Origin of the sequence: Williamsia serinedens, assembly GCF_024171725.1 — a bacterium.
Taxonomy (GTDB): Bacteria; Actinomycetota; Actinomycetes; order Mycobacteriales; family Mycobacteriaceae; genus Williamsia_A; species Williamsia_A serinedens.
Map to the genome: position 1 here is coordinate 256724 of NZ_JAMTCG010000004.1, position 19271 is coordinate 275994.

A 19271-nucleotide genomic window follows, 5' to 3' on the forward strand; every position below is an offset into this window, starting at 1 on the left:
CACCTGTGGTCGGCACGGGTGTCCGACGTGGTCCCGCCGGTACCGTGGGGGCCATGAACGACCTGCCTTTCGGATTCAGCTCGGGCCGCGGCGACGGTGACGACGACCGCGACCGCAAGGGCGACGGTTCCTCGTCGAACCCGCTCGGCGGCGATCCGTTCGGCGCCGGCGGCTTCGACCCGAATCAGTTGGGACAGATGCTCTCCCAGCTCGGCTCGATGCTCAGCGGCATGGGCCAGGGCGGCGGCGCCGGCGGGGGTGGCCCCGTCAACTACCAGGTGGCGACCTCGCTGGCCCGGCAGCAGATCGGGAACTTCAGCCCGCTCGACGACGGGCAGCGCACCGCGGTCGTCGAGGCGGTGCGGCTCGTCGAGGTCTGGCTCGACGGCGCGACCACCCTCCCAGCCGGTGTGACGCAGACGACAGCGTGGACGCCGGTGCAGTGGCTCGAGGAGACGCTGCCGACGTGGAAGACGCTGTGCGACCCCATCGCGTCGCAGATCTCCGGCATGTTCGCGACCGGACTGCCCGAGGAGGCCCGCCAGTTCGCCGGCCCGATGCTCGGCATGGTCACGCAGATGGGCGGCATGGCGTTCGGCACCCAACTCGGCCAAGGTCTCGGTCATCTCGCGAAGGACGTCCTGACGTCGACCGATGTCGGTCTGCCACTCGCGCCGACGGGCACGGCTGTGCTGCTCCCCGAGGCGATTGCGAAGTTCGCCGACGGGCTCGAGCAGCCCGCGCAGGAGATCATCGTGTTCCTCGCCGCCCGCGAGGCCGCGCACGTCCGGCTGTTCGCGCACGTCCCCTGGCTGCGACAGCGCCTCCTGTCGACGGTCGAGGAGTACGCCCGCGGCATCACCATGGACTTCTCCGGGATCCAGGAGGCCGCCCAGTCGATCGACCCGACCGAGCTGTTGTCGAACCCGGGCAAGATCGAGGAGCTCATGTCGGCGGGTACGTCGTTCGAGCCGACGACGTCGCCCGAGCAGAAGGCGGCACTCGCGCGGCTCGAGACGCTGCTGGCGCTCATCGAGGGCTGGGTCGAGCGCGTCGTCGACCACGCCCTCGCCGACCGGATCCCCAGCGCGGGCGCGCTCGCCGAGACGATGCGCCGCCGTCGTGCCACCGGCGGACCCGCGGAGCAGACGTTCGCCACCCTCGTCGGTCTCGAGCTGCGTCCGCGGAAGGTCCGCGAGGCCGCGGCGCTGTGGGACAAGCTGCTCGAGGCCTCGGACATCGCGACCCGCGACGGCGTGTGGGCACACCCCGACCTCATGCCCGACGGCGACGACGTCGACTCCCCCGCCGGGTTCATCGACCGCGTGATCGGTGGCGGCACCGACGACCCGATCGCCGAGCTCGAGAAGCAGATGGCCCAGGAGGCGTCGGCGAAGGACGAGTCCGATGAGTCCCCGACGGACGGCGGGACGTCGCCCGACGACGAGGGCACCGACGACGACAAGGGCGGTCCCGCACCGGTCTGAGCCGCGCCAGGCCTGTGGACAACTGCCGTCGACGGCTGATCGTCGTCGGCGCGAGGTGCGACGGTGTGCGGCATGTCCCGCACCGAGTCCGCGACCCTGCGCCCCGACACCCCGGTGGTGCACCGCGGTGACCACACCGTGCAGATCGGCGGCGACGCCGAGGCCGGTCTCATCGTCGACCTCCCCGGCCACCTGTCGCCGCGGGCGTTCGTCGCATTCCTGCGATCGCTGACGACCCCGCGCACACCGACCGAGATCCGCCGGGCCGCCCGCGACATCGGGCTCACCGCAGGCGATGTCGCCGAACTGATGCGTCGCATGACGACGGCCGGCGTCATCGCGACGGTCGTGCCGCCCGGCGACTTCCGGGTGCGGGTGCACGGCCGTGGCCCGGTGTCGACGCGGGTGACGGCGTTGCTGCGCGACACCGGCATGGCGGTCGAGACGTCGACGCAACGGCCCCGTCCCCAGCACGCCGACGACATCCCGCTGTCGTCGTGGACCGAGCATCTCGTGGTCCTCTGCGACGCCCTCGTGCACGACCCGTCGGTGGTGTCCGGCCTGATGAGCCGGCGCATCCCGCACCTGCAGGTGTGTCTGCGCGGCGGCGTGGGCGTGGTGGGACCGCTCGTGCTGCCCGGGCGGACCACCTGTCTCCGCTGCGCGGACTGTCACCGGTCCGACCGCGACCCGCAGTGGCCGGTCGTGAGCGGCCAGATGATCGGCGCCGTCGGCCACGCGAGCGTCGCGACCGCCGTCGCGACGGCCGGCCTCGCGCTCGACCAGATCGACCACGTGGCCGAGGGGCTCGCGCGGGCCGCGTGCGACCCGGCCGATCGCAGCGTGCCTTTGCCGGCCAGCGTCGGGCACACCCTCGAGTACCGCAGTCGACCGGCTCGGCTACATATGCGGCGATGGACGCCACACCCGCTCTGCGGTTGCTGTTTTCGTCGGTGAACTATCGTGGTGGCGACGCAGGAGGTGCACCGCAGATGGCCGACATCACCGAGGGGCGGGGTCGCCGCAACGCCAAGCTCGCGGCACTCCCGCTGGGCATGGCCGGGCGCGCCGCCGCCGGGTTCGGCAAGCGGCTGGCCGGGAAGGACCGCGACGAGATCAACGCCGAGCTGATGGAGAAGGCTGCCGAGCAGGTCTTCACCACGCTCGGCGAGCTCAAGGGCGGGGCCATGAAGGTCGGCCAGGCACTGTCGGTGATGGAGGCCGCGATCCCCGACGAGTACGGGGAGCCCTTCCGTGAGGCGCTGGTGAAGCTGCAGGCCGAGGCACCGCCGCTGCCGGCGAAGAAGGTCCATCAGGTCCTCGACGCGCAGCTCGGCACCGCGTGGCGCAGCCGGTTCAGTGAGTTCTCCGACGAACCCGCCGCGTCGGCCAGCATCGGACAGGTGCACCGCGGCGTGTGGTCCGACGGGCGCGAGGTCGCCGTCAAGATCCAGTACCCCGGGGCCGACCACGCGCTGCGCGCCGACCTCAAGACACTGTCGCGGCTGTCGTCGATCATCCAGCGGATGACACCGGGCACCGACGTGCGCGCACTCGTCGACGAGCTCATCGCCCGCACCGAGGACGAACTGGACTACCAGGCGGAGGCGAACAACCAGCGCGCGTTCGCCGCCGAGTTCGACGGCGACCCGGAGGTGCTGGTGCCCAAGGTCGTCGCCAGCGCGCCCAAGGTCGTCGTCAGCGAATGGGTCGCGGGGACGCCGCTCTCGCAGGTGATCGCGTCGGGCACGGCGCAGGAGCGCAACACCGCCGCGGCCAAGCTCGCCGAGTTCGAGATCAGCTCCCCCGCGCGCGTCGGGCTCCTGCACGGCGACCCGCATCCCGGGAACTTCCGCATCCACGCCGACGGACGCCTGATCGTCCTCGACTACGGCGCCGTCGGACTGTACCCGAACGGTCTGCCCGCGGAGACCGGGCCGATCCTCGCTCTGGCGCGCGACCAGAAGTACGACGAACTGGTCGAGGCCATGGTCGACGCCGGGTTCATCACCGGCGCGAACAAGGATCGCGTCACCGCGGTCGACATCGAGAACTACCTCAAGCCGTATGTCGACCCCCTGCTGTCGGAGTCGTTCCACTTCACGCGGAAGTGGCTGCAGCGTGCGGCCGGGAAGGCCACCGACCTGAAGGGCGACGTCTACAAGACCTCGCGTCACCTGAACGTGCCGACCGAGTACGTGATGGTGTTCCGGGTGCTCGGCGGGTGTGTCGGCATCGCCGCCCAACTCGACGCGGAGGCGCCCTACCGTCGGATCATGGAGAAGTGGGTGCCGGGACTGCGGTCTTGAGTGACCACAGCCCCGGCACCGGGGCTCACGCGGAGCGTGAACTCACTGCCGCTCACGCGGCGACGGCGTTCTTGCGCGGCCGTCCCCGAGGACGCTTGCGGGCGATGACGGTCCCCTGATCGAGGATCTCGCCACCCCACACGCCCCACGGCTCGGCGCGTTCGAGAGCGGCCGCGAGGCACGCCCGCCGCAGCGGGCAGTCGGCGCACAGCGCCTTCGCCTGCTCGAGGTCGGCCGGGCTCTCGGCGAACCAGAGGTCCGGGTCGGAGACGCGGCAGGGCAGACGGAGAGCGGCGGCCGCGGTCTCGGGTGTGAGGTCGGTGTCGGTCGGTCGGGTGTCGACTGCCGGGGCGGTCATGTCGGCTCCTCCACTGGAGATGGGCGGGATCGGGGTCATGTGTGGCTGGTGACCCGGGAGGCGCCTCTCCGGTGGTCCGATCGGGACCGGGAACGAAGAAGGCCACGGGTCTCGCTGCTGCGATCGCCGTGGCCTGGGATGTCGTCAGCGCTTCTGCGCTGGACCGAGATCTAGGTGTGCACGGGGATCGCGGGGCGGATGGCGGTTGCCTGGGCGGCGGCGGCGTGATGCGCGGCCAGCGGGGCGACGGCGGAGAAGGCCATCGCGGCGGCGGTACGCGGACGCTCGACCAACCAGCGGTCTGCGCCTGCGGGCGCGAAGCCGAACGCGGGCGTGACCACGGAGGCAGCGAAGCCGTTGACGAATGCGTAGTTCATCCGACTCACTCCCTTCCGCTCATCGAGGCGTCGCACGGAGATCCCGTACCGACGACCAGAACACTACGAGATGCTTCGCGATCCGCACAACCATTTTTTGACCTGCGGTTTTGCGTGTCGTGCGGTCAGCGCACGGTGTCGGCGACGAGCCCCAGCACCATCTCGCCGTACTGGTCGAGCTTCTTGGCCCCGATGCCGGGGATGGCCACCAGCCCGGCCACGTCGGACGGCTTCTGCTCGGCGATGGCGATGAGGGTGTTGTCGGAGAAGACGACGAACGCGGGCACCTTCTGTTCGGCGGCCTGGGTCCGCCGCCACTCCTTCAGAGCGACGAGCAACTCTTCGTCGAGGTCGGAGGGGCAGTCCTCACACCGGCCGAGCAGCGACGGCGTCTTGCCGATCAACTGCTTGCCGCACACCCGGCAGCGGGGACGTCGTCCGGGCTTCGTCGGTTCGGCGATGCGCGAGGCCGGCGAATCGTCGGGGACGAGTCCGATGAGGAACCGGGAGCGTCGGCGGCTCTTGCGGCCGCCCTCGGCGCGGGCCAACGCCCAGGAGATGTGCAGGATCCCGCGGGCGCGGGTGATGCCGACGTAGAACAGGCGGCGTTCCTCCTCGACGTCCTCGTCGGACCCGTTGATGGCCTGGTTGATCGGCAGCGAGCCGTCGGTGACGCCGGCGAGGAACACCGCGTCCCACTCGAGGCCCTTCGCGGCGTGCAGCGAGGAGAGGGTGACGCCCTGCACGGTCGGTGGGTGACGCGCCTGCGCCCGCGCCGACAGCTCGTCGACGAGACCGGGCAGGGTCAACTCGGGGACGTCGACGACGAGGTCCTCGGTCAGGGTGACCAGCGCCCGCAACGACTCCCACCGTTGCTTGGCCTGGGTACCGGCAGGTTCGGAGTCGGTGAGGCCCAGCGGGACGAGGACCGCCCGCACGAGCGTCGGCAGGTCGGCGTCGGCGGGGAGGTCGTCGCGACCGGCCGCCGACTGCAGTGCCCGCATGGCCTGGCGGATCTCGGCGCGCTGGAAGAACGCCTCGCCGCCACGCACCTGGTAGGCGATACCGGCCGCGGTCAGCGCGTCCTCGTGCGCCTGCGCCTGCGCGTTCACGCGGTAGAGGATCGCGATCTCCGACGCCGGGACCCCCTGCTCCAGGAGCCGCTTGATCCGCTTGGCGACCGCCGCCGCCTCGGCGGGTTCGTCGTCGTACTCGGCGAACTCCGGTTCGGGCCCGGGCGGTCGCTGCCCGACGAGCGCGAGTCGGGTGCCGGCGACGCGACCGCGGGCGGCGCCGATCGCCCGGTTGGCCAGGCTGACCACCTGGGGCGTCGAGCGGTAGTCGCGTTCGAGACGGACGAGATGCGCCTCGGGGAAGCGGCGGGTGAAGTCGAGCAGGTAGCGCGGACTCGCCCCGGTGAACGTGTAGATGGTCTGGTTGGCGTCGCCGACGACGGTCAGGTCGTCGCGGTTGCCGAGCCACGCGTCGAGCAGGCTCTGCTGCGCGGGGGTGACGTCCTGGTACTCGTCGACGACGAAGCAGCGGTAGCGGTCGCGGAAGACCTCGGCGAGCGCGGCGTTGTCGCCCAGGATCCCGGCGGTGACGAGCAGCAGGTCGTCGAAGTCGAGCAGTTGGTCGCCGTCGGGCGAGACCTTCGCGGCCTCGTACCCGGCGTAGACGGCCGCGACCTTCTCCGCCGGGAACGGTGTCTCGCGCCGCCGCTTCCCGACCTCGGTGACGTAGTCGTCGACGCCGATGAGCGACGCCTTCGCCCATTCGATCTCCGACGACAGGTCGCGCAGGGTCTCCGTCGACGTGTCGAGTCCGGCCCGCCGGGCGGCGCGGGACACGACCGGGAACTTGTTGTCGAGCAGTTCCCACCGGCTGGACCCGACCGCCTGCGGCCAGAAATAGCGCAGCTGGCGCATGGCGGCGGCGTGGAAGGTCATGGCCTGCACGGCGTTGCCGGAGCCGGAGAGCCCCAGCGATCGGAGGCGCCCGCGCATCTCCCCCGCCGCGCGGGCGGTGAAGGTGACGGCGAGGACCTGGTCCCCGCGGACGTGACCCTCCCCGACCAGGTGCGCGATCCGCCGCGTGATGGTGCGGGTCTTGCCCGTGCCGGCGCCCGCGAGCACGCAGACCGGTCCGCGGGGCGCGAGGACGGCGGCCTGCTGTTCGGGGTCGAGACCGTCGAGCGAGCGCATGCGCCCAGTATCCCTGCACCCTCCGACAGCGGAATCTTCGGCGGCCCCGGGTACGTTCTGCTGTTCATGAGCAGCGAGAACCCCGCCCTGACCATGTACACCACGTCGTGGTGCGGCTTCTGTGCGCGACTGAAGACCGGCCTGCGCAGCGAGGGTGTCGAATGGACCGAGATCGACATCGAGCGCGAGCCGTCGGCCGCCGAGTTCGTCGGCAGCGTCAACAACGGCAACCACGTGGTCCCCACCGTGCAGTACGCCGACGGCACCACCGCCACCAACCCGTCGGTGAAGGACGTCCTCGCCAAGCTCGGTCGCTGACCCACCGCGGCAATCAGTAGTGATCTTTCCCGCTCAGCGGGAAAGATCACTACTGATCAGACGCCGGCCCAGGCGGTGACGAGGGCGCGGGCGATGGAGATCGAGCCCGGGAGGCGCAGGCGGACGGAGGGGTCGTCGGCGGGTTCTCCGGCGGGGTCGCCCCGCAGCCACTCGTCGCCGCTCTTCAGTGCCGCGACCACCTCTTCGCGCGGGAACCACACCGCCTCGGTGATCTCGCCGTCGAGGAAGTCCAGGGGTTGGTCGCGATCGGCACGGGCCTCGAACCCCAGCATCAGTGATCGCGGGAACGGCCACGGCTGACTGCCGAGGTAGCGGGGCTCGACGACGTCGAGACCGGTCTCCTCGTGCAGTTCTCGCACCACGCACTGCTCCAACGACTCGCCGGGTTCGACGAAACCGGCGAACGTCGAGAACCACTTGTCGGGCCAGCCCGACTGCCGGCCGAGCAGGACGTGGTCGGCCCCGTCGTGGACGACGGTGATGATCGCGGCGTCCGAGCGCGGGAACTCCTCCCGTCCGGTGACGGTGCTCTTGCGCGTCCACCCGGCGCGGGCGGGCACCGTCGGACTGCCGTCGACCGGTGAGAACCGTGCTGTCGCATGCCAGTTGAGGATCCCGAGCGCCGTCACGAGCAAGCCGGCCTCGTCGGGTTCGAGCCGTCCGAGGCTGCCGCGGGGGTCGGCGGTCTTTCCCTCGATCGTCTCCACACGCACGGTCCACAGGTCGATGCCGTCACGGATGCCGATGAAGACCGCGTCCTCGGGGATGCTGTCGCCGAACGTCGACGCGGCTTCCCACCGCAGTCCGTCGGGACCTATCCCCGACCGCCCGTTCGCGTCGACGAGCAGCACTCGGGCGTCCGGCCAGCCGCGCGCGAGGCGCTCGGCGTCATCCCGGATCTCGTCGGCGCGGTCGATGGTCGACCGCGACAGCAGCGGCGGTTCGGCGAAGGTGAAGATGGCCACCTGCCGAGCCTAACGATCGCGGATCAGGCGGCCCCGCGCCGTGGGGTGTACGTGTCGGCACAGGGTCGGCCCGTCATCGCCACTTCGCACGCTGGGCGCGATCGAATGCACGCTTGGCGTGATCAAATGCGCGCTCGGCGCGATCGAGTGCACGCTCGACGGGTTGCGTCAGGCCGGGCCCTTGCGCACGTAGAGCAGGCGGTCGCCCTCCTCGATCGCGTCGACCTCGCTGTCGTCGACGCGGTAGAGACGGCCGTCGCGGACGACACCGAGGACGATGTCCACGAGGTGCTGGGGGCTGGCGCCGTGCTCGTCGCGCTCGACGTCGCGTTCGGCGATCGCGTAGCCCTCGTCGGGGGTGAGGAGGTCCTCGATGACCTCGACGACCGCGGGGGTCGAGGTCGCCAGACCCAGCAGCCGACCTGCGGTCTCGGAGGAGACGACGACGGAGTTGGCGCCCGACTGCCGGATGAGGTGGGTGTTCTCGGCCTCGCGGATGGAGGCGACGATCTTCGCGCGCGGCGCGAGCTCCCGCGCGGTGAGCGTGGCGAGGACGGCGGTGTCGTCGCGGTTGGCTGCGATGACGATCGACGCGGCGTGCTGCGCGCCGGCCAGACGCAGCACATCCGATCGCGTGGCGTCGCCGCGCACGGTGACGAGGCCCTCGGCGGCCGCGCCGTCGAGGACGACCTGCTGCGAGTCGACGACGACGATCTCCGACGGCTTGGTGCCGTCCGCCAGCATCGCGCGCACCGCGGTCTTGCCCTTCGTGCCGTACCCGACGACGACGGTGTGGTTGCGCACCTTGCTCCTCCAACGCTGGATCTTCAGGGCCTGCCGCGACCGCTCGGTGAGCACCTCGAGCGTCGTACCGACCAACACGATCAGGAACATCACGCGCAGCGGCGTGATGACGAGGACGTTGATCAGACGCGCCTCGGGGGTGAACGGGGTGATGTCGCCGTAGCCCGTCGTCGACAGCGACACCGTCGCGTAGTACAGGCAGTCCAGGAACGACAGCTCGTTGTCCTGGACGTCGCGGTAGCCGTCGCGATCGAGGTAGACGATGATCACCGCCGCGAACAACGCGATGAGCGCGAACAGGACCCGTCGGCTGATGGCCCGTACCGGGCTGGCCTGCATCTCGGGGATGCGCACGACGCCGACCAGCGCGTGGTCGGGCATCGCGGTGAGGTCGTCCGGACGCAGGCGTCGACGAATGGGTCCAGGCATCACGGGGACTCTAGCCCGATCACCGACGGCGATCAGGCACAGTGGTGCGCATGGCAACGCTCCTGGACAAGCTTCCGACCCCCGCCGCGGTCCGACGTCGACGCGCCGCCGAGCGTGACGCCCGGATCATGGGCAGCGCCCTCATCGGGATGGGCGTCCTGCACTTCGCCGTGCCCGGCCCCTTCGACTCGATCGTGCCGCCCGAGATCCCCGGTGACGCACGGACTCTGACCTATGCCTCGGGCGCGGCGGAGGCGGCGATCGGGGTGGGGTTGCTGGTCCCGCGGACGCGACGGCTCTCGGCGACCGCCGCGGTCGCGCTGTTCGTCGCCGTCTTCCCCGCGAACGTGAACACCCTGCGGCTGTTCAAGGACAAGCCGCTGCTGCTGGCCGGCGCGGTCGCGCGACTGCCGCTGCAGGTCCCGATGATCACGACCGCTCTGCGGATCCGTCGGGAGTCCTGACCGCCAGCAGTCGGGCGAGGCCGTCGCGGTCGGGCAGGTCGTCGGGTTCGACGGTGACGCCGGGCCGGACGTAGTGGAAGGCCGCGCGGACGCGGTCGAGCGGCACCCCCGACAACTCCGACCACGCCACCCGGTAGGCAGCCAGCTGCACCTGCAGTGACGCCCTGTGCGCGGCGTCGGGCAGGGCGCCGGTCTTCCAGTCGACGACGATCGCCGACCCGTCCGGCTCGGTGAACACCGCGTCGATGCGTCCGCGGACGACGGTGTCGCCGACGACCGTCTCGAACGGCACCTCCACCTCGGTCGGTGTCCGGGCCGCCCAGGGCGACGCCAGGAACGCCTCCCGCAGTGCCGCGAGGTCGGCGTCGGCGTCGGTGGACTCGTCGGCCGCGCCGGGCAACTCGTCGGTGTCGAGCAGTCGGGTGGCGCCGAAGCGCCGCTCGACCCAGGCGTGGAACGCGGTGCCGCGTCGGGCCAGGCGGTTGGGCTTGAACGGCATCGGTCGACGCAGACGGCGTGCGAACGCGGCCTGGTCGGTGTCGAGTTCGACGAGCTCGCTGACCGACAGGTGTTGCGGCAGAGCCACTTCGAGGTCGTAGACGGATTCCGCGGCGCGCTCGGCGAGGAGCGCGTCCACCTCACGCTCGAGGACGGTGAGGTCGTCGTCGGGGTCCGGGTCGGCGGCGGCGACCGATGTCGGGGTGTCGAACAGTCCGGGCGCACCACGGCGGCGCAACGCCTCGCGCACCCGGTCGGCGCCGGCGACGATGGACGGCCGGTGGTCACCCAGCGGGTCCCGCGGCCACTCGACGGCGACGGCCTGTTCGGCGAGCGGGTTCGTCGCACCGTCGGCGGGATCGTCGGCCCAGGTGACGATGCGCATCCCCGGATCGTCGGCCTCCCGGACGATCTCGGCGATCTCGGCCAGGAACTCCGACGGGCCCTTCGGCTTGTCGTGCTTGGCCGTCCAGTGGTGACCGGAGACCAGCAGACGACGCTGTGTGCGGGTGAGGGCGACGTAGAGCAGTCGCCGGTCCTCCTCCAGTTTCCGGTCCCGCAGGGCCTGCTTGTGGTCGTCGATGCGTTCGACGAGCTCCTTGCGGTCGTCGACGCCCTCGAGCCGCAGCGGCGGGAAGCCGACCCCGGACGCGTCGGCGAGATCACCACGCAGGTCGGCGGGGAGTTCGCGGGCGCTGCCGAGCCACGTGCCGTCGGCCTTGCCACCCGGGAAGATGTCGGTGCACACGTGCGGCAGGACGATGACCTCCCACTCGAGGCCCTTCGCGGCGTGCATGGTGAGGATCTGGACGCGGTCGTCGGCGATCTCGACCGCACCCATCTCCAGGCCCTTCTCGACGGTGGCCGCCGAGTCGAGGAAGGCGAGCAACCCCGACAGCGTGGCCGACGGACGTTCGGCGTAGGTCGCGACGTGCTCGGCGAAGGCGTCGAGGTGTTCGCGGCCGGTGATGACACCCCGCATCCGACGCGCCCGGACCTGGGTCTCGACCGCGACCCCGAGGGTGGCCTCGACGTCGGCGACGAGATCCGGCAGCGACTGCCCGATCCGGCGCCGCAGGCCGTCGAGCATGTGCCCGAGGGCGACGATGCGCTGGTGGCCGGTCGGGCTGTACCGCGACGCCTCCCCCGGGTCGGCGATCGCGTCCCCGAGGCCGGCCTGATCGACACTGTCGGACGGGAGGACCGCGTCGAGCGCGTCGTCGAGGGCGGCCACCGAGTCGACCGTTCCCGCCGCGCCCGGTCCGCCCGCGACCGCGAGTTCCCGGGCGCGACGCCAGAGTGCGGCCAGGTCCGCCGCACCCAGGCGGAACCGCGCACCGGTGAGCAGTCGCATCGCGGCGGTACCGGCCATCGGGTCCGCCATGAGGCGCAGCGTCGCGACGATGTCCTGGATCTCGGGGACGAACAGCAGACCGCCGATGCCGACGACCTCCACGGGGATGTTGCGCTTCTCCAGCTCCGCCGCCAGCGGGGCCGAGTCCTCGTTGCGGCGCACCAGGATCGCCGTGGTCGGCGGGGACTGACCCGCACGCTCGGCCGCGTCGTACTCCTCCACCACGACGTCGGCGATCCACCGTCGCTCGTCGTCGACGGTCTCGTGCAGTGCGACGTCGACGCTTCCCTCGGGCGCGTCGTCGCGGGACCGCAGCACGCTGACGGGGATCCCGGCGGCGCGCAGGTCCTCCGACACCCGGTTGGCGAGCCGCAGTGCGGTCCGCGGGTTGCGCCAGCTCGTCAGCAGTTCCCGACGGGGCGCGGGCGAACCCGACGCCGTCGGGAAGTCGGTGGCGAAGCGCGGGAGGTTGGCCGCCGACGCGCCGCGCCACCCGTAGATCGACTGGATCGGGTCGCCGACGGCCGTCACGGCGACGAGTGGACGGTCGGGTCCCGACAACCCACCGAACAACCGGGACAACAGGATCCGTTGCGAGTGTCCGGTGTCCTGGTACTCGTCGAGCAGGACGGCCCGGACGGTCGCCCGTTCGGCCTCGGCGACCTCGGGGTGGTCGCGGACGAGGCGTGCCGCCAGCGACATCTGACTGCCGAAGTCCAGGACGTTCTGACTGCGCATCGTGTCGGCCAGACGCTGCACCAGCGGGACCAGACGGTGCCGCTCGGCGACCACCGCCTGCATGTCGCGCAGCGTCTTCGCCGGTTCGGCTCGTTGCCGGGGGCCGGGCGGCAGCGTGTCGATCAGTCGGTGCAGTTCCGTTCCGCTGCGGGCGATCTCGGCGAGATCGACGAGGTGCTCGGCGGCGTCGGAGTACAGCGACAGCACCGACTCGGTGACGCCCTGCGGGGTCTTGGTGGTCTCGAGGTCGTCGGTCCATCCACCCACGACCTCGAACGCGACCTGCCACAGCTCGGTCTCCGACAGCAGCGTCGACGCCGGCTCCACCGGCAACAGGAGTCCGTGATCGGCGATCAGGCGCCCCGCGTAGGCGTGGTAGGTGCTGACCTCGGGGTCGGCCGCGCGGAGCACGGCCCGGGTGGAGCCGTCGGGATCCCACTGCAGCATGGCCGACGACGCGGCGAGCATGGCGAGGCGTCGGCGGATGCGGGCGGCCAGTTCGGCGGCGGCCTTCCGGGTGAAGGTGAGTCCGGTGATCTCGTCCGGCGAGACCATGCGGTTGGCGACCAGCCACACCACGCGCGCGGCCATCGTCTCGGTCTTCCCGGCGCCGGCGCCCGCCACGACGAGCAACGGTTCCATCGGCGCCTCGATCACCGCGACCTGTTCGTCGGTCGGCGGCGGGAGACCCAGTGCGGCGGACAGGCTGCGGGCCGAGATCACCGGCCGTCGGGTGAACGCGCCCGCGGTCAGGACGTCAGTCATCGGTCACCGCCTTCCCGGCCAACGACGCCGGGCACGACGCGGTCAGCGGGCAGCGCACGCAGCCGGGGTTGACGGTGGCGAGGAACGTCGGGCCGGCGCTGCGTCGTGCGGCGTCCCGGACGAGCTGCGTCCACTCGGCGATGTGGTCGGCGGTGAGCGGCGGTTGCACGCGTTCCGCGGCGCCGGTCGTCCTGTTCGACGACGAGACGTAGACCAGCCGTCCCCCACCGGGTTCCGTCCGCGGCACGCCCTCGACACCGCCGAGGTGCACCGCGAGCTGGTAGGTCGCCAGCTGCGGGTGCTCCGCGGCGTCGTCCTTGCTGATCGGGGTCTTGCCGGTCTTGACGTCGACGATGACCGGCCGGCCCTGCGCGTCCCGTTCGAGGCGGTCGATGCGTCCCTTGATACGCACCCCGACGGCGTCGTCGGGATCGGACGGATCGGGGGGAAGGACCACGTCCACGTCGACCTCGACACCGATCTCCTCCAGGTCGCCGCGAGACCGTTCCAGCCAGGTGCCGAAGTGGTCGAGCATGGACTCCACCCGCGCCAGCTCGTGCGTGGAGTACCACTGCGCGCCGACGTCGACCTGATCCCAGATGCGTCGCAGGGACGCCGTCACCTCGTCCGGCGGGATCTGCCCGGCCAACGCCTGCACCAGGGTGTGGACGACGGTGCCCGCTACCGCGGGTGCCGAGTCGCCGTCGCGGCCGCCGGCCCGCTCGAACATCCACCGCAGCGAGCACCGGTGGACGGCCTCGACGCTCGACGGCGAGACGGTGATCGGCCCGCGGGACGGATCCCACAGCGGCGCGTCGGTGCTCGGCTCGGCGATGCCGAACCAGTCGTCGGGGTGCGCGCCTGGCACGCCGGCGTCGGCGAGGCGCGCCAGCATCTCGGCGACGCGCGGATCGGCGTCGGGTGCGCTCACCCGGGCCCGCAGCGCCGCCACGATCGACGGCAGCGACAGGGTGCGGCGGACGGCGGGTGCGACCTCGAGAAGCCCGTCGGCGGAGACGACGGGGCCGGCGTCGTCCTCGTCGGCGCCGCCGGAGAGGAGCGCGGCGAGTTCGACGAGGAACCGCGACGGCGCCGCGTCCCCGCCACCGTCGTCCACGGCGGTCACGAGCAGCCGCCTGCGGGCACGCGAGCAGGCGACGAGGAAGAGCCGGCGCTCGTCGGCGACGGCGACCGCGGTACGGGAGACGGTGTCGAGCCCGTCCACGGCGACACCGTCGAGGAGGTCGACCAGGGCGGGCGTGCCGAGGATGCCGCCGCGGCTGCGCAACGCGGGCCACAGGCCGTCCTGGACACCGGCCACGGCGACGACGTCCCACTCCCGTCCCGCCGCGCTGTGCGCCGACACGATGGTCACCGCGTCGGCGCCGCCAGTGCGCCGCGGCGCCTCCCCGGCGATCCGCAACGCGCACACGTGGTCGACGAAGGCGTCGATGCCGGCGGCCGGGAGGTTGTCGGTGAATCCCGCGGCGACGTCGAAGAGTGCGACCACCGCGTCGAGGTCGCGGTCGGCCTGGTCGGCGGCGGGGCCGCCGCGCAATGCGGTCGCCGACCACCGGCGAGCCAGCCCGCTCGCGTCCCACGCCGCCCACAGCACGTCCTCCACGCCGCCACCGCGGCGCTCCTCGCGCCGCGCGGCGCGCACCACGTCGCGGACGCGGACGAGCGGTGCACGTTCTGCCGCGGTGAGGGCGTCGAGCCGCGCCGACGCGTCGACACCGGCCGGTGTGTCGAGGTCGTCGGCGAGAACGGCGACGATGACGTCGATCGAATCCTGCAGGGATGCCGCCGGTTCCGCGTCGAGACCGCGCCGGAGCCCGCGGCGGAGGCGGCGGACCGACGTCGGGTCCGCCCCGCCGATCGGTCCCGACAGCACCGCGAGCGCCTCGTCGCCGTCGACGGCCCCGTCGACCGCGCGCAGCACCGACAGGAGCGCGGCCACCGCCCGCTGCTTGTGCAGCGGCAGCTCGGAGGCCGGGGTGACCACGGGGACACCGGTGGCGCGCAGTGCCCGACGCAGTGCCGCCGCCGACCGCGCCACCGACCGGGTCACGATCGCCATCTCCGACCAGGGAACCCCCTCGAAGACATGCGCGCGTCGCAGGGCGTCGGCGATCGCGGTCGCCTCCTTCGCCACGGACGCGTAGGCCTCCACGCGCACCGCGGGTCCGGCGCCGAGCACGGTCGTCGAACCGGGATGGTCGTCCGGGTGGTCCCCGGGCCGGCGGGCGGGCCGGACGGCGCCGGGCAGACGCGCGGCGATCGCGTCGACGACGGAGGTGATCTCCGGCGACGCACGGCGATCGGTGGTGAGCACGACGTCGTGCGGGGAACCGTCGTCCACCAGGTCGTCGAGGAAGCGGGGGCTCGCGCCGCGGAACGCGAAGACCGTCTGATCGCGGTCGCCGGCGACGACGGTCTCCGCCGCCCCGGTGCCGATGAGCCGGACGAGGTGCGCGGCCTGCGGGTCGAGGTGCTGCGCGTCGTCGACGAGGAGGTGACGGATCCGCGCGCGCTCCCCGTCGAGCAGGGCGTCGTCGGTGGACAGCGCGGTGAGCGCCGACCCGATGAGCTCCGCCGCGTCCACCGCGGGCGAGGTGGCGTGCGGCGACGCCGAACCGACCGCCGCGCGCAGCAGCGTCGTCTGCTCGTACTGGCGGTAGGCGATGCCCGCGGCGACCCACTCGTCGCGGCCGTGCACCCGGCCGAGGGTGATGAGCTTCTCCGGGCCGACCCCGCGCTCGGCCGCGCGCATGATCAGGTCGCGCAGGGCCTGCGCGAACCCGTCGGTGTGCAGGGCGGGGCGCAGTCGCTCCGGCCAGTTGCGCGCGCCGTCGGCGATGTCGCCGGCGAGCAGTTCGCGCAGCACGGCGTCCTGCTCGGAGCCGGTGATCAGTCGCGGCGGCGGGTTGCCGTTCGCCGACGCCTGCAGTCGCAGGACGGCGAACGCGTAGGAGTGGACCGTCCGCACGAGCGGCTCGCGGGTGGACCGGTGGGCGGCGTCATGCGCGGGCCGGGCGAGTACGCGGCGGGTGATCTCCTCCCTCAGGCGTACGGCGGCGCGACGGTCGGAGGCGAGGACCAGGACGGATTCGGGGTCGGCTCCGGCCGCGGTCAGGCGTGACACCGCGACGTCGACGACGAGGGCGGTCTTCCCGGTGCCGGGACCACCGGTGACACGGGTCGGCTGCCAGTCACGACCGGCACGCGGCAGCGGTGCCTGCACCAGCGCGGCCGCAGACCCGTCCCACATGCGGACCGGCGTGTCGATCCGGGGGGCGGTGACCAGGGAGGCGGGGACCTCGACTCGCCGTCGTGCACGGCCGTCGTGCGGTGACCCGTCGTACATCGCAGACCTCCTCCGCCTCCGGTCGTCCCGCCCTCGATCGCCCCGTCTCCGGTCGACCCCGATCAGATCACCCGCCACCGACAACGGCGACGGCCGGTGCCAGGAACCGTTCCACACATCTCCTCTCGTCGTCGGGGCTCGGTTCGGGCATGACGACGAGGGCGATGATCGATCGCGTCAGCCATCGCGCGGTCGCGGCCGCGTCGGGCCCGTCGCCGCCCATCACGGTGCGCACCGCATCGGCGATGGCCGGGTGCGAGACGGCGAGACGGGCGGGCAACCCCGCGTCCGTGGAGAACCACGGGCCCAGCGCGGGGTCGTCGCGGATCGCGGCCAGCGCTGCCGTCACGGCGGTCACCGTGCGCTGCCGCGGGTCCACGACGTCGGCGGTGTCACGGACGATCGTCCGCAGGATGCGCTCGGTCGTGACCCGGACGTAGGAGGTGAGCACGTCGGTGCGCGTCGGGAAGTAGCGGTAGAGCGTGGCGCGGGAACAGCCTGCGGCCGCGGCGATGTCGGCCATGGTGACGGCGTCGACGCCCCGGTCCGCGAACAGGTCGGCGGCGACGTCGAGCAGCCGGCTCTCGGCCAGACGCACCCGATCCGTGGCGATCCAGTCCGTCATCGGGTGCCGAACCGCACCGGGACACGGGTGGGACGGCGGATGTAATTGCCGCGTGCCCAGGTGATGGCCGCGCTGTCGACGGTGAAGTCGCGATGGGTCGCCAACAGTTCCTCCAGGGCCACGCGACCCTGCATGCGCGCGGCCGCCGCACCGAGGCAGTGGTGGGCGCCCCGGCTGAACGTCATGATCTGCCGTGGGTCGCGGTGGATGTCCAGACGGTCGGCGTCGTCGCCCCACCACCGCTCGTCCCGGTTCGCCGAGGCGTAGAGCAGCAACACCTTGCGGCCCGCCGGGATGGTGACACCGTGCAGCGTGACGTCGGCGGTCGTGGTGCGCGCCAACCCCTGCACGGGCGAGGTGAGGCGCAGAAGTTCCTCGACGGCCGCGGGGATGAGGGACGGGTCGTCGGCGAGCTCGTCGCGTTGGTCGGGATGGGCCGCCAGCAGGTCGACGGCGCCGCCGAGGAGACCGGTCGTCGTGTCGTTGCCGCCCGCGACCATCGTGAACGTGAACGCGAGGATCGACAGCAGTCCCGCGGGGTCGTCGCCGACGCCCGCGGCCACGAGGTGGGAGACCGTGTCGTCGCCGGGATCGACGCGTCGCCGCTCGACGAGGTCCGCGAAGTACCCCAGCATCTCCCCCACCGCCTCACCGGCGGACTGCATCGCAGTTCCGAGATCGCCGGTCGGATCGGCCCCGACGATCGCATCGGTCCAGGCGTCGAAACGGTCGCGGTCGGACTCGGGGACACCGAGGTAGTGAGCGACGACCATCGACGGCAGGGGCTTCGCGAGCAGGGCGACGAGATCGACCTCGTCGTCGGGCTCGATGCGCGACAACCGGTCTCGGACGAATCGACGCACCTGCGGTTCGACGTCGCGGACCTGGGTCGGGGTGAACCCGCGAGCGACCAGCGTCCGGAAACGCGTGTGATCCGGCGGGTCGAGCATGACCATCGGCGGGTTGTCGGACATGCCGATCGACTCGAGCTCCCCGTAGGTGACCGTCAGCCCCTGCGCGGACGAGAAGGTGGCGGAGTCGCTCGCCGCGGCGGCGACGTCCTCGTGGCGACTGAGCACGTACCAGTCGGCGCCGGGGTCGGTCTCGGGCACGACGTGGTGCACGGGGTCGTCGTCCCGCAGCCACCGGTAGTCGTCGAACGGATTCGCCCAGGAGGCACCGGACGGGAGGACGAACCGGCGAGACACATCATCGATCATGTCTCATGATCAGTACGCCAAGCCGATTTTGTCAACGCCCACCTCGACGCGCCGCCGGACGCGCGGCCCGGCATGATCGGACCCCATGACGGCGATGGCGGTGACCACGTTCGGACCGGCCGACGGCGAGACGGTGCTGGTGGTGCACGGCATCACCGGGCACGGCCGTCGGTGGCGACCGCTGGCCGAGGACCACCTGCCCGATCTGCGGGTGGTCGCGCCCGATCTCCTCGGGCACGGGCACTCGTCGTGGGCTGCGCCGTGGACGATCGAGCGGCAGGTCGCCGGCCTGCTCGAGGTGCTCGACGAGCACGCGAGCGGCCCCGTCGTCGTGGTCGGCCATTCCTTCGGCGGGGCGTTGGCGCTGCAGCTGGCGGCCACCGCACCCGAGCGTGTTCGCGGGCTGGTGCTGCTCGATCCCGCCGTCGGCCTCGACGGTGACCGCCTGGCCGACGCGGCCGCGTCGACCCTGGACTCCTGGTACGTCCGCGACCGCCAGGACGCCTGGGACCGCAAGCGGGCCGAGGCGTGGTGGGAGGTCGACGACGCCGTGCTCACCGAGGAGATCGAGACGCATCTGCTGCCGACCGGCGACGGACGGTGGACGTGGCGTCTGCACCCCGGCGCCATCATGACGACGTGGAGCGAGCTCGCGCGCCCGGCCGCGCTGCCGCGGACCGGTACCGAGACCGCCGTGATCATCGCGGACAAGGTGCAACCGCCCTACGCATCACCGGCTCTCGTGGAGGCACTGACCGAGCGGCTCGGTGACCGACTGACGATCCACCACGAGGACTGCGACCACATGGTGCCGCTGTCCCGCCCCGAACTCACCGCCACCACGATTCGCGACGTCCTCGCCCGCACGGTCTGAGGACACCGCCCATCCGTCCCGCAGCCCGTCGACTGGGCGGCAACAGACGTCGACTGGGCGGTACCGGACGTCGAGTGGGCGGATGCCGACGTGG

Annotated in this window: 15 protein-coding genes; 6 read left to right on the forward strand and 9 right to left on the reverse strand. The window is 72.1% G+C overall.

What is annotated here, in order from left to right; all coding sequences use genetic code 11:
* Window positions 1–53: 53 nt before the first annotated feature.
* The 3 genes from LX12_RS12300 to LX12_RS12310 all read left to right on the forward strand — a co-directional run bounded on the left by LX12_RS12300 (window position 54) and on the right by LX12_RS12310 (window position 3796).
* The gene (locus LX12_RS12300) at window positions 54–1487 is read left to right on the forward strand and encodes a zinc-dependent metalloprotease (RefSeq protein ID WP_253654841.1); all 1434 of its coding nucleotides are present in this window, start codon (window positions 54–56) and stop codon (window positions 1485–1487) included.
* A gap of 72 nt (window positions 1488–1559) precedes the next feature.
* The gene (locus LX12_RS12305) at window positions 1560–2444 is read left to right on the forward strand and encodes a hypothetical protein (RefSeq protein ID WP_253654842.1); all 885 of its coding nucleotides are present in this window, start codon (window positions 1560–1562) and stop codon (window positions 2442–2444) included.
* Window positions 2445–2479: 35 nt separating this feature from the next.
* Window positions 2480–3796, forward strand: coding sequence for an ABC1 kinase family protein (locus LX12_RS12310; RefSeq protein ID WP_253654843.1), 1317 nt, complete (start codon window positions 2480–2482; stop codon window positions 3794–3796).
* A gap of 52 nt (window positions 3797–3848) precedes the next feature.
* Here LX12_RS12310 and LX12_RS12315 read toward each other — a convergent pair whose 3' ends face one another.
* From LX12_RS12315 to LX12_RS12325, 3 genes are all read right to left on the reverse strand, one after another.
* Window positions 3849–4154, reverse strand: coding sequence for a WhiB family transcriptional regulator (locus LX12_RS12315; protein WP_253654844.1), 306 nt, complete (start codon window positions 4152–4154; stop codon window positions 3849–3851).
* Window positions 4155–4324: 170 nt separating this feature from the next.
* Entirely contained in the window at window positions 4325–4531 is a 207-nt protein-coding gene (locus tag LX12_RS12320) for a hypothetical protein (RefSeq protein WP_253654845.1), read from the reverse strand.
* Window positions 4532–4656: 125 nt separating this feature from the next.
* Window positions 4657–6735 (reverse strand): ATP-dependent DNA helicase UvrD2, encoded by a 2079-nt coding sequence (locus tag LX12_RS12325; RefSeq protein WP_253654846.1) that lies wholly within the window; start codon window positions 6733–6735, stop codon window positions 4657–4659.
* Window positions 6736–6801: 66 nt separating this feature from the next.
* Here LX12_RS12325 and LX12_RS12330 point away from each other — a divergent pair, with 66 nt between their 5' ends.
* On the forward strand, window positions 6802–7053 hold the full coding sequence (locus LX12_RS12330) for a mycoredoxin (RefSeq protein WP_253654847.1): 252 nt from the start codon (window positions 6802–6804) through the stop codon (window positions 7051–7053).
* A gap of 56 nt (window positions 7054–7109) precedes the next feature.
* Here LX12_RS12330 and nudC read toward each other — a convergent pair whose 3' ends face one another.
* Both nudC and LX12_RS12340 read right to left on the reverse strand, forming a co-directional pair.
* Entirely contained in the window at window positions 7110–8039 is a 930-nt protein-coding gene (gene nudC, locus LX12_RS12335) for an NAD(+) diphosphatase (protein ID WP_253654848.1), read from the reverse strand.
* 168 nt (window positions 8040–8207) lie between these two features.
* Complete coding sequence (locus tag LX12_RS12340) at window positions 8208–9272, reverse strand: potassium channel family protein (RefSeq protein ID WP_253654849.1); 1065 nt, start codon at window positions 9270–9272, stop codon at window positions 8208–8210.
* A 50-nt stretch (window positions 9273–9322) separates the two neighbouring features.
* On the opposite strand from LX12_RS12340, the gene LX12_RS12345 reads away from it, so the two are divergent.
* Window positions 9323–9736 carry a DoxX family protein gene (locus tag LX12_RS12345; protein ID WP_253654850.1) on the forward strand — a complete coding sequence of 138 codons (414 nt, stop codon included), beginning with the start codon at window positions 9323–9325 and terminating at the stop codon, window positions 9734–9736.
* Here LX12_RS12345 and LX12_RS12350 read toward each other — a convergent pair.
* From LX12_RS12350 to LX12_RS12365, 4 genes are all read right to left on the reverse strand, one after another.
* Window positions 9702–13091, reverse strand: a complete 3390-nt coding sequence (locus LX12_RS12350; protein ID WP_253654851.1) for an ATP-dependent helicase — start codon at window positions 13089–13091, stop codon at window positions 9702–9704. The genes LX12_RS12345 and LX12_RS12350 overlap by 35 nt on opposite strands.
* Window positions 13084–16458, reverse strand: coding sequence for an ATP-dependent helicase (locus tag LX12_RS12355; protein ID WP_372505001.1), 3375 nt, complete (start codon window positions 16456–16458; stop codon window positions 13084–13086). Before LX12_RS12355 ends, LX12_RS12350 begins: the two co-directional genes overlap by 8 nt.
* 67 nt (window positions 16459–16525) lie before the next feature.
* Window positions 16526–17083 (reverse strand): TetR/AcrR family transcriptional regulator, encoded by a 558-nt coding sequence (locus tag LX12_RS12360; protein WP_253654852.1) that lies wholly within the window; start codon window positions 17081–17083, stop codon window positions 16526–16528.
* Entirely contained in the window at window positions 17080–18303 is a 1224-nt protein-coding gene (locus tag LX12_RS12365) for a cytochrome P450 (RefSeq protein ID WP_253654853.1), read from the reverse strand. The genes LX12_RS12360 and LX12_RS12365 overlap by 4 nt, the downstream gene beginning before the upstream one ends.
* Window positions 18304–18388: 85 nt before the next feature.
* Here LX12_RS12365 and LX12_RS12370 point away from each other — a divergent pair, with 85 nt between their 5' ends.
* Entirely contained in the window at window positions 18389–19177 is a 789-nt protein-coding gene (locus tag LX12_RS12370; protein WP_253654854.1) for an alpha/beta hydrolase, read from the forward strand.
* The last annotated feature ends 94 nt before the right edge of the window (window positions 19178–19271 follow it).

Coding starts and splice junctions, on each gene's coding strand:
- LX12_RS12300 (WP_253654841.1), top strand. CDS start 54: ATGAACGACCTGCCTTTCGGATTCAGCTCGGGCCGCGGCGACGGTGAC.
- LX12_RS12305 (WP_253654842.1), top strand. CDS start 1,560: ATGTCCCGCACCGAGTCCGCGACCCTGCGCCCCGACACCCCGGTGGTG.
- LX12_RS12310 (WP_253654843.1), top strand. CDS start 2,480: ATGGCCGACATCACCGAGGGGCGGGGTCGCCGCAACGCCAAGCTCGCG.
- LX12_RS12315 (WP_253654844.1), bottom strand. CDS start 4,154: ATGACCGCCCCGGCAGTCGACACCCGACCGACCGACACCGACCTCACA.
- LX12_RS12320 (WP_253654845.1), bottom strand. CDS start 4,531: ATGAACTACGCATTCGTCAACGGCTTCGCTGCCTCCGTGGTCACGCCC.
- LX12_RS12325 (WP_253654846.1), bottom strand. CDS start 6,735: ATGCGCTCGCTCGACGGTCTCGACCCCGAACAGCAGGCCGCCGTCCTC.
- LX12_RS12330 (WP_253654847.1), top strand. CDS start 6,802: ATGAGCAGCGAGAACCCCGCCCTGACCATGTACACCACGTCGTGGTGC.
- LX12_RS12340 (WP_253654849.1), bottom strand. CDS start 9,272: ATGCCTGGACCCATTCGTCGACGCCTGCGTCCGGACGACCTCACCGCG.
- LX12_RS12345 (WP_253654850.1), top strand. CDS start 9,323: ATGGCAACGCTCCTGGACAAGCTTCCGACCCCCGCCGCGGTCCGACGT.
- LX12_RS12350 (WP_253654851.1), bottom strand. CDS start 13,091: ATGACTGACGTCCTGACCGCGGGCGCGTTCACCCGACGGCCGGTGATC.
- LX12_RS12355 (WP_372505001.1), bottom strand. CDS start 16,458: ATGTACGACGGGTCACCGCACGACGGCCGTGCACGACGGCGAGTCGAG.
- LX12_RS12360 (WP_253654852.1), bottom strand. CDS start 17,083: ATGACGGACTGGATCGCCACGGATCGGGTGCGTCTGGCCGAGAGCCGG.
- LX12_RS12365 (WP_253654853.1), bottom strand. CDS start 18,303: ATGATCGATGATGTGTCTCGCCGGTTCGTCCTCCCGTCCGGTGCCTCC.
- LX12_RS12370 (WP_253654854.1), top strand. CDS start 18,389: ATGACGGCGATGGCGGTGACCACGTTCGGACCGGCCGACGGCGAGACG.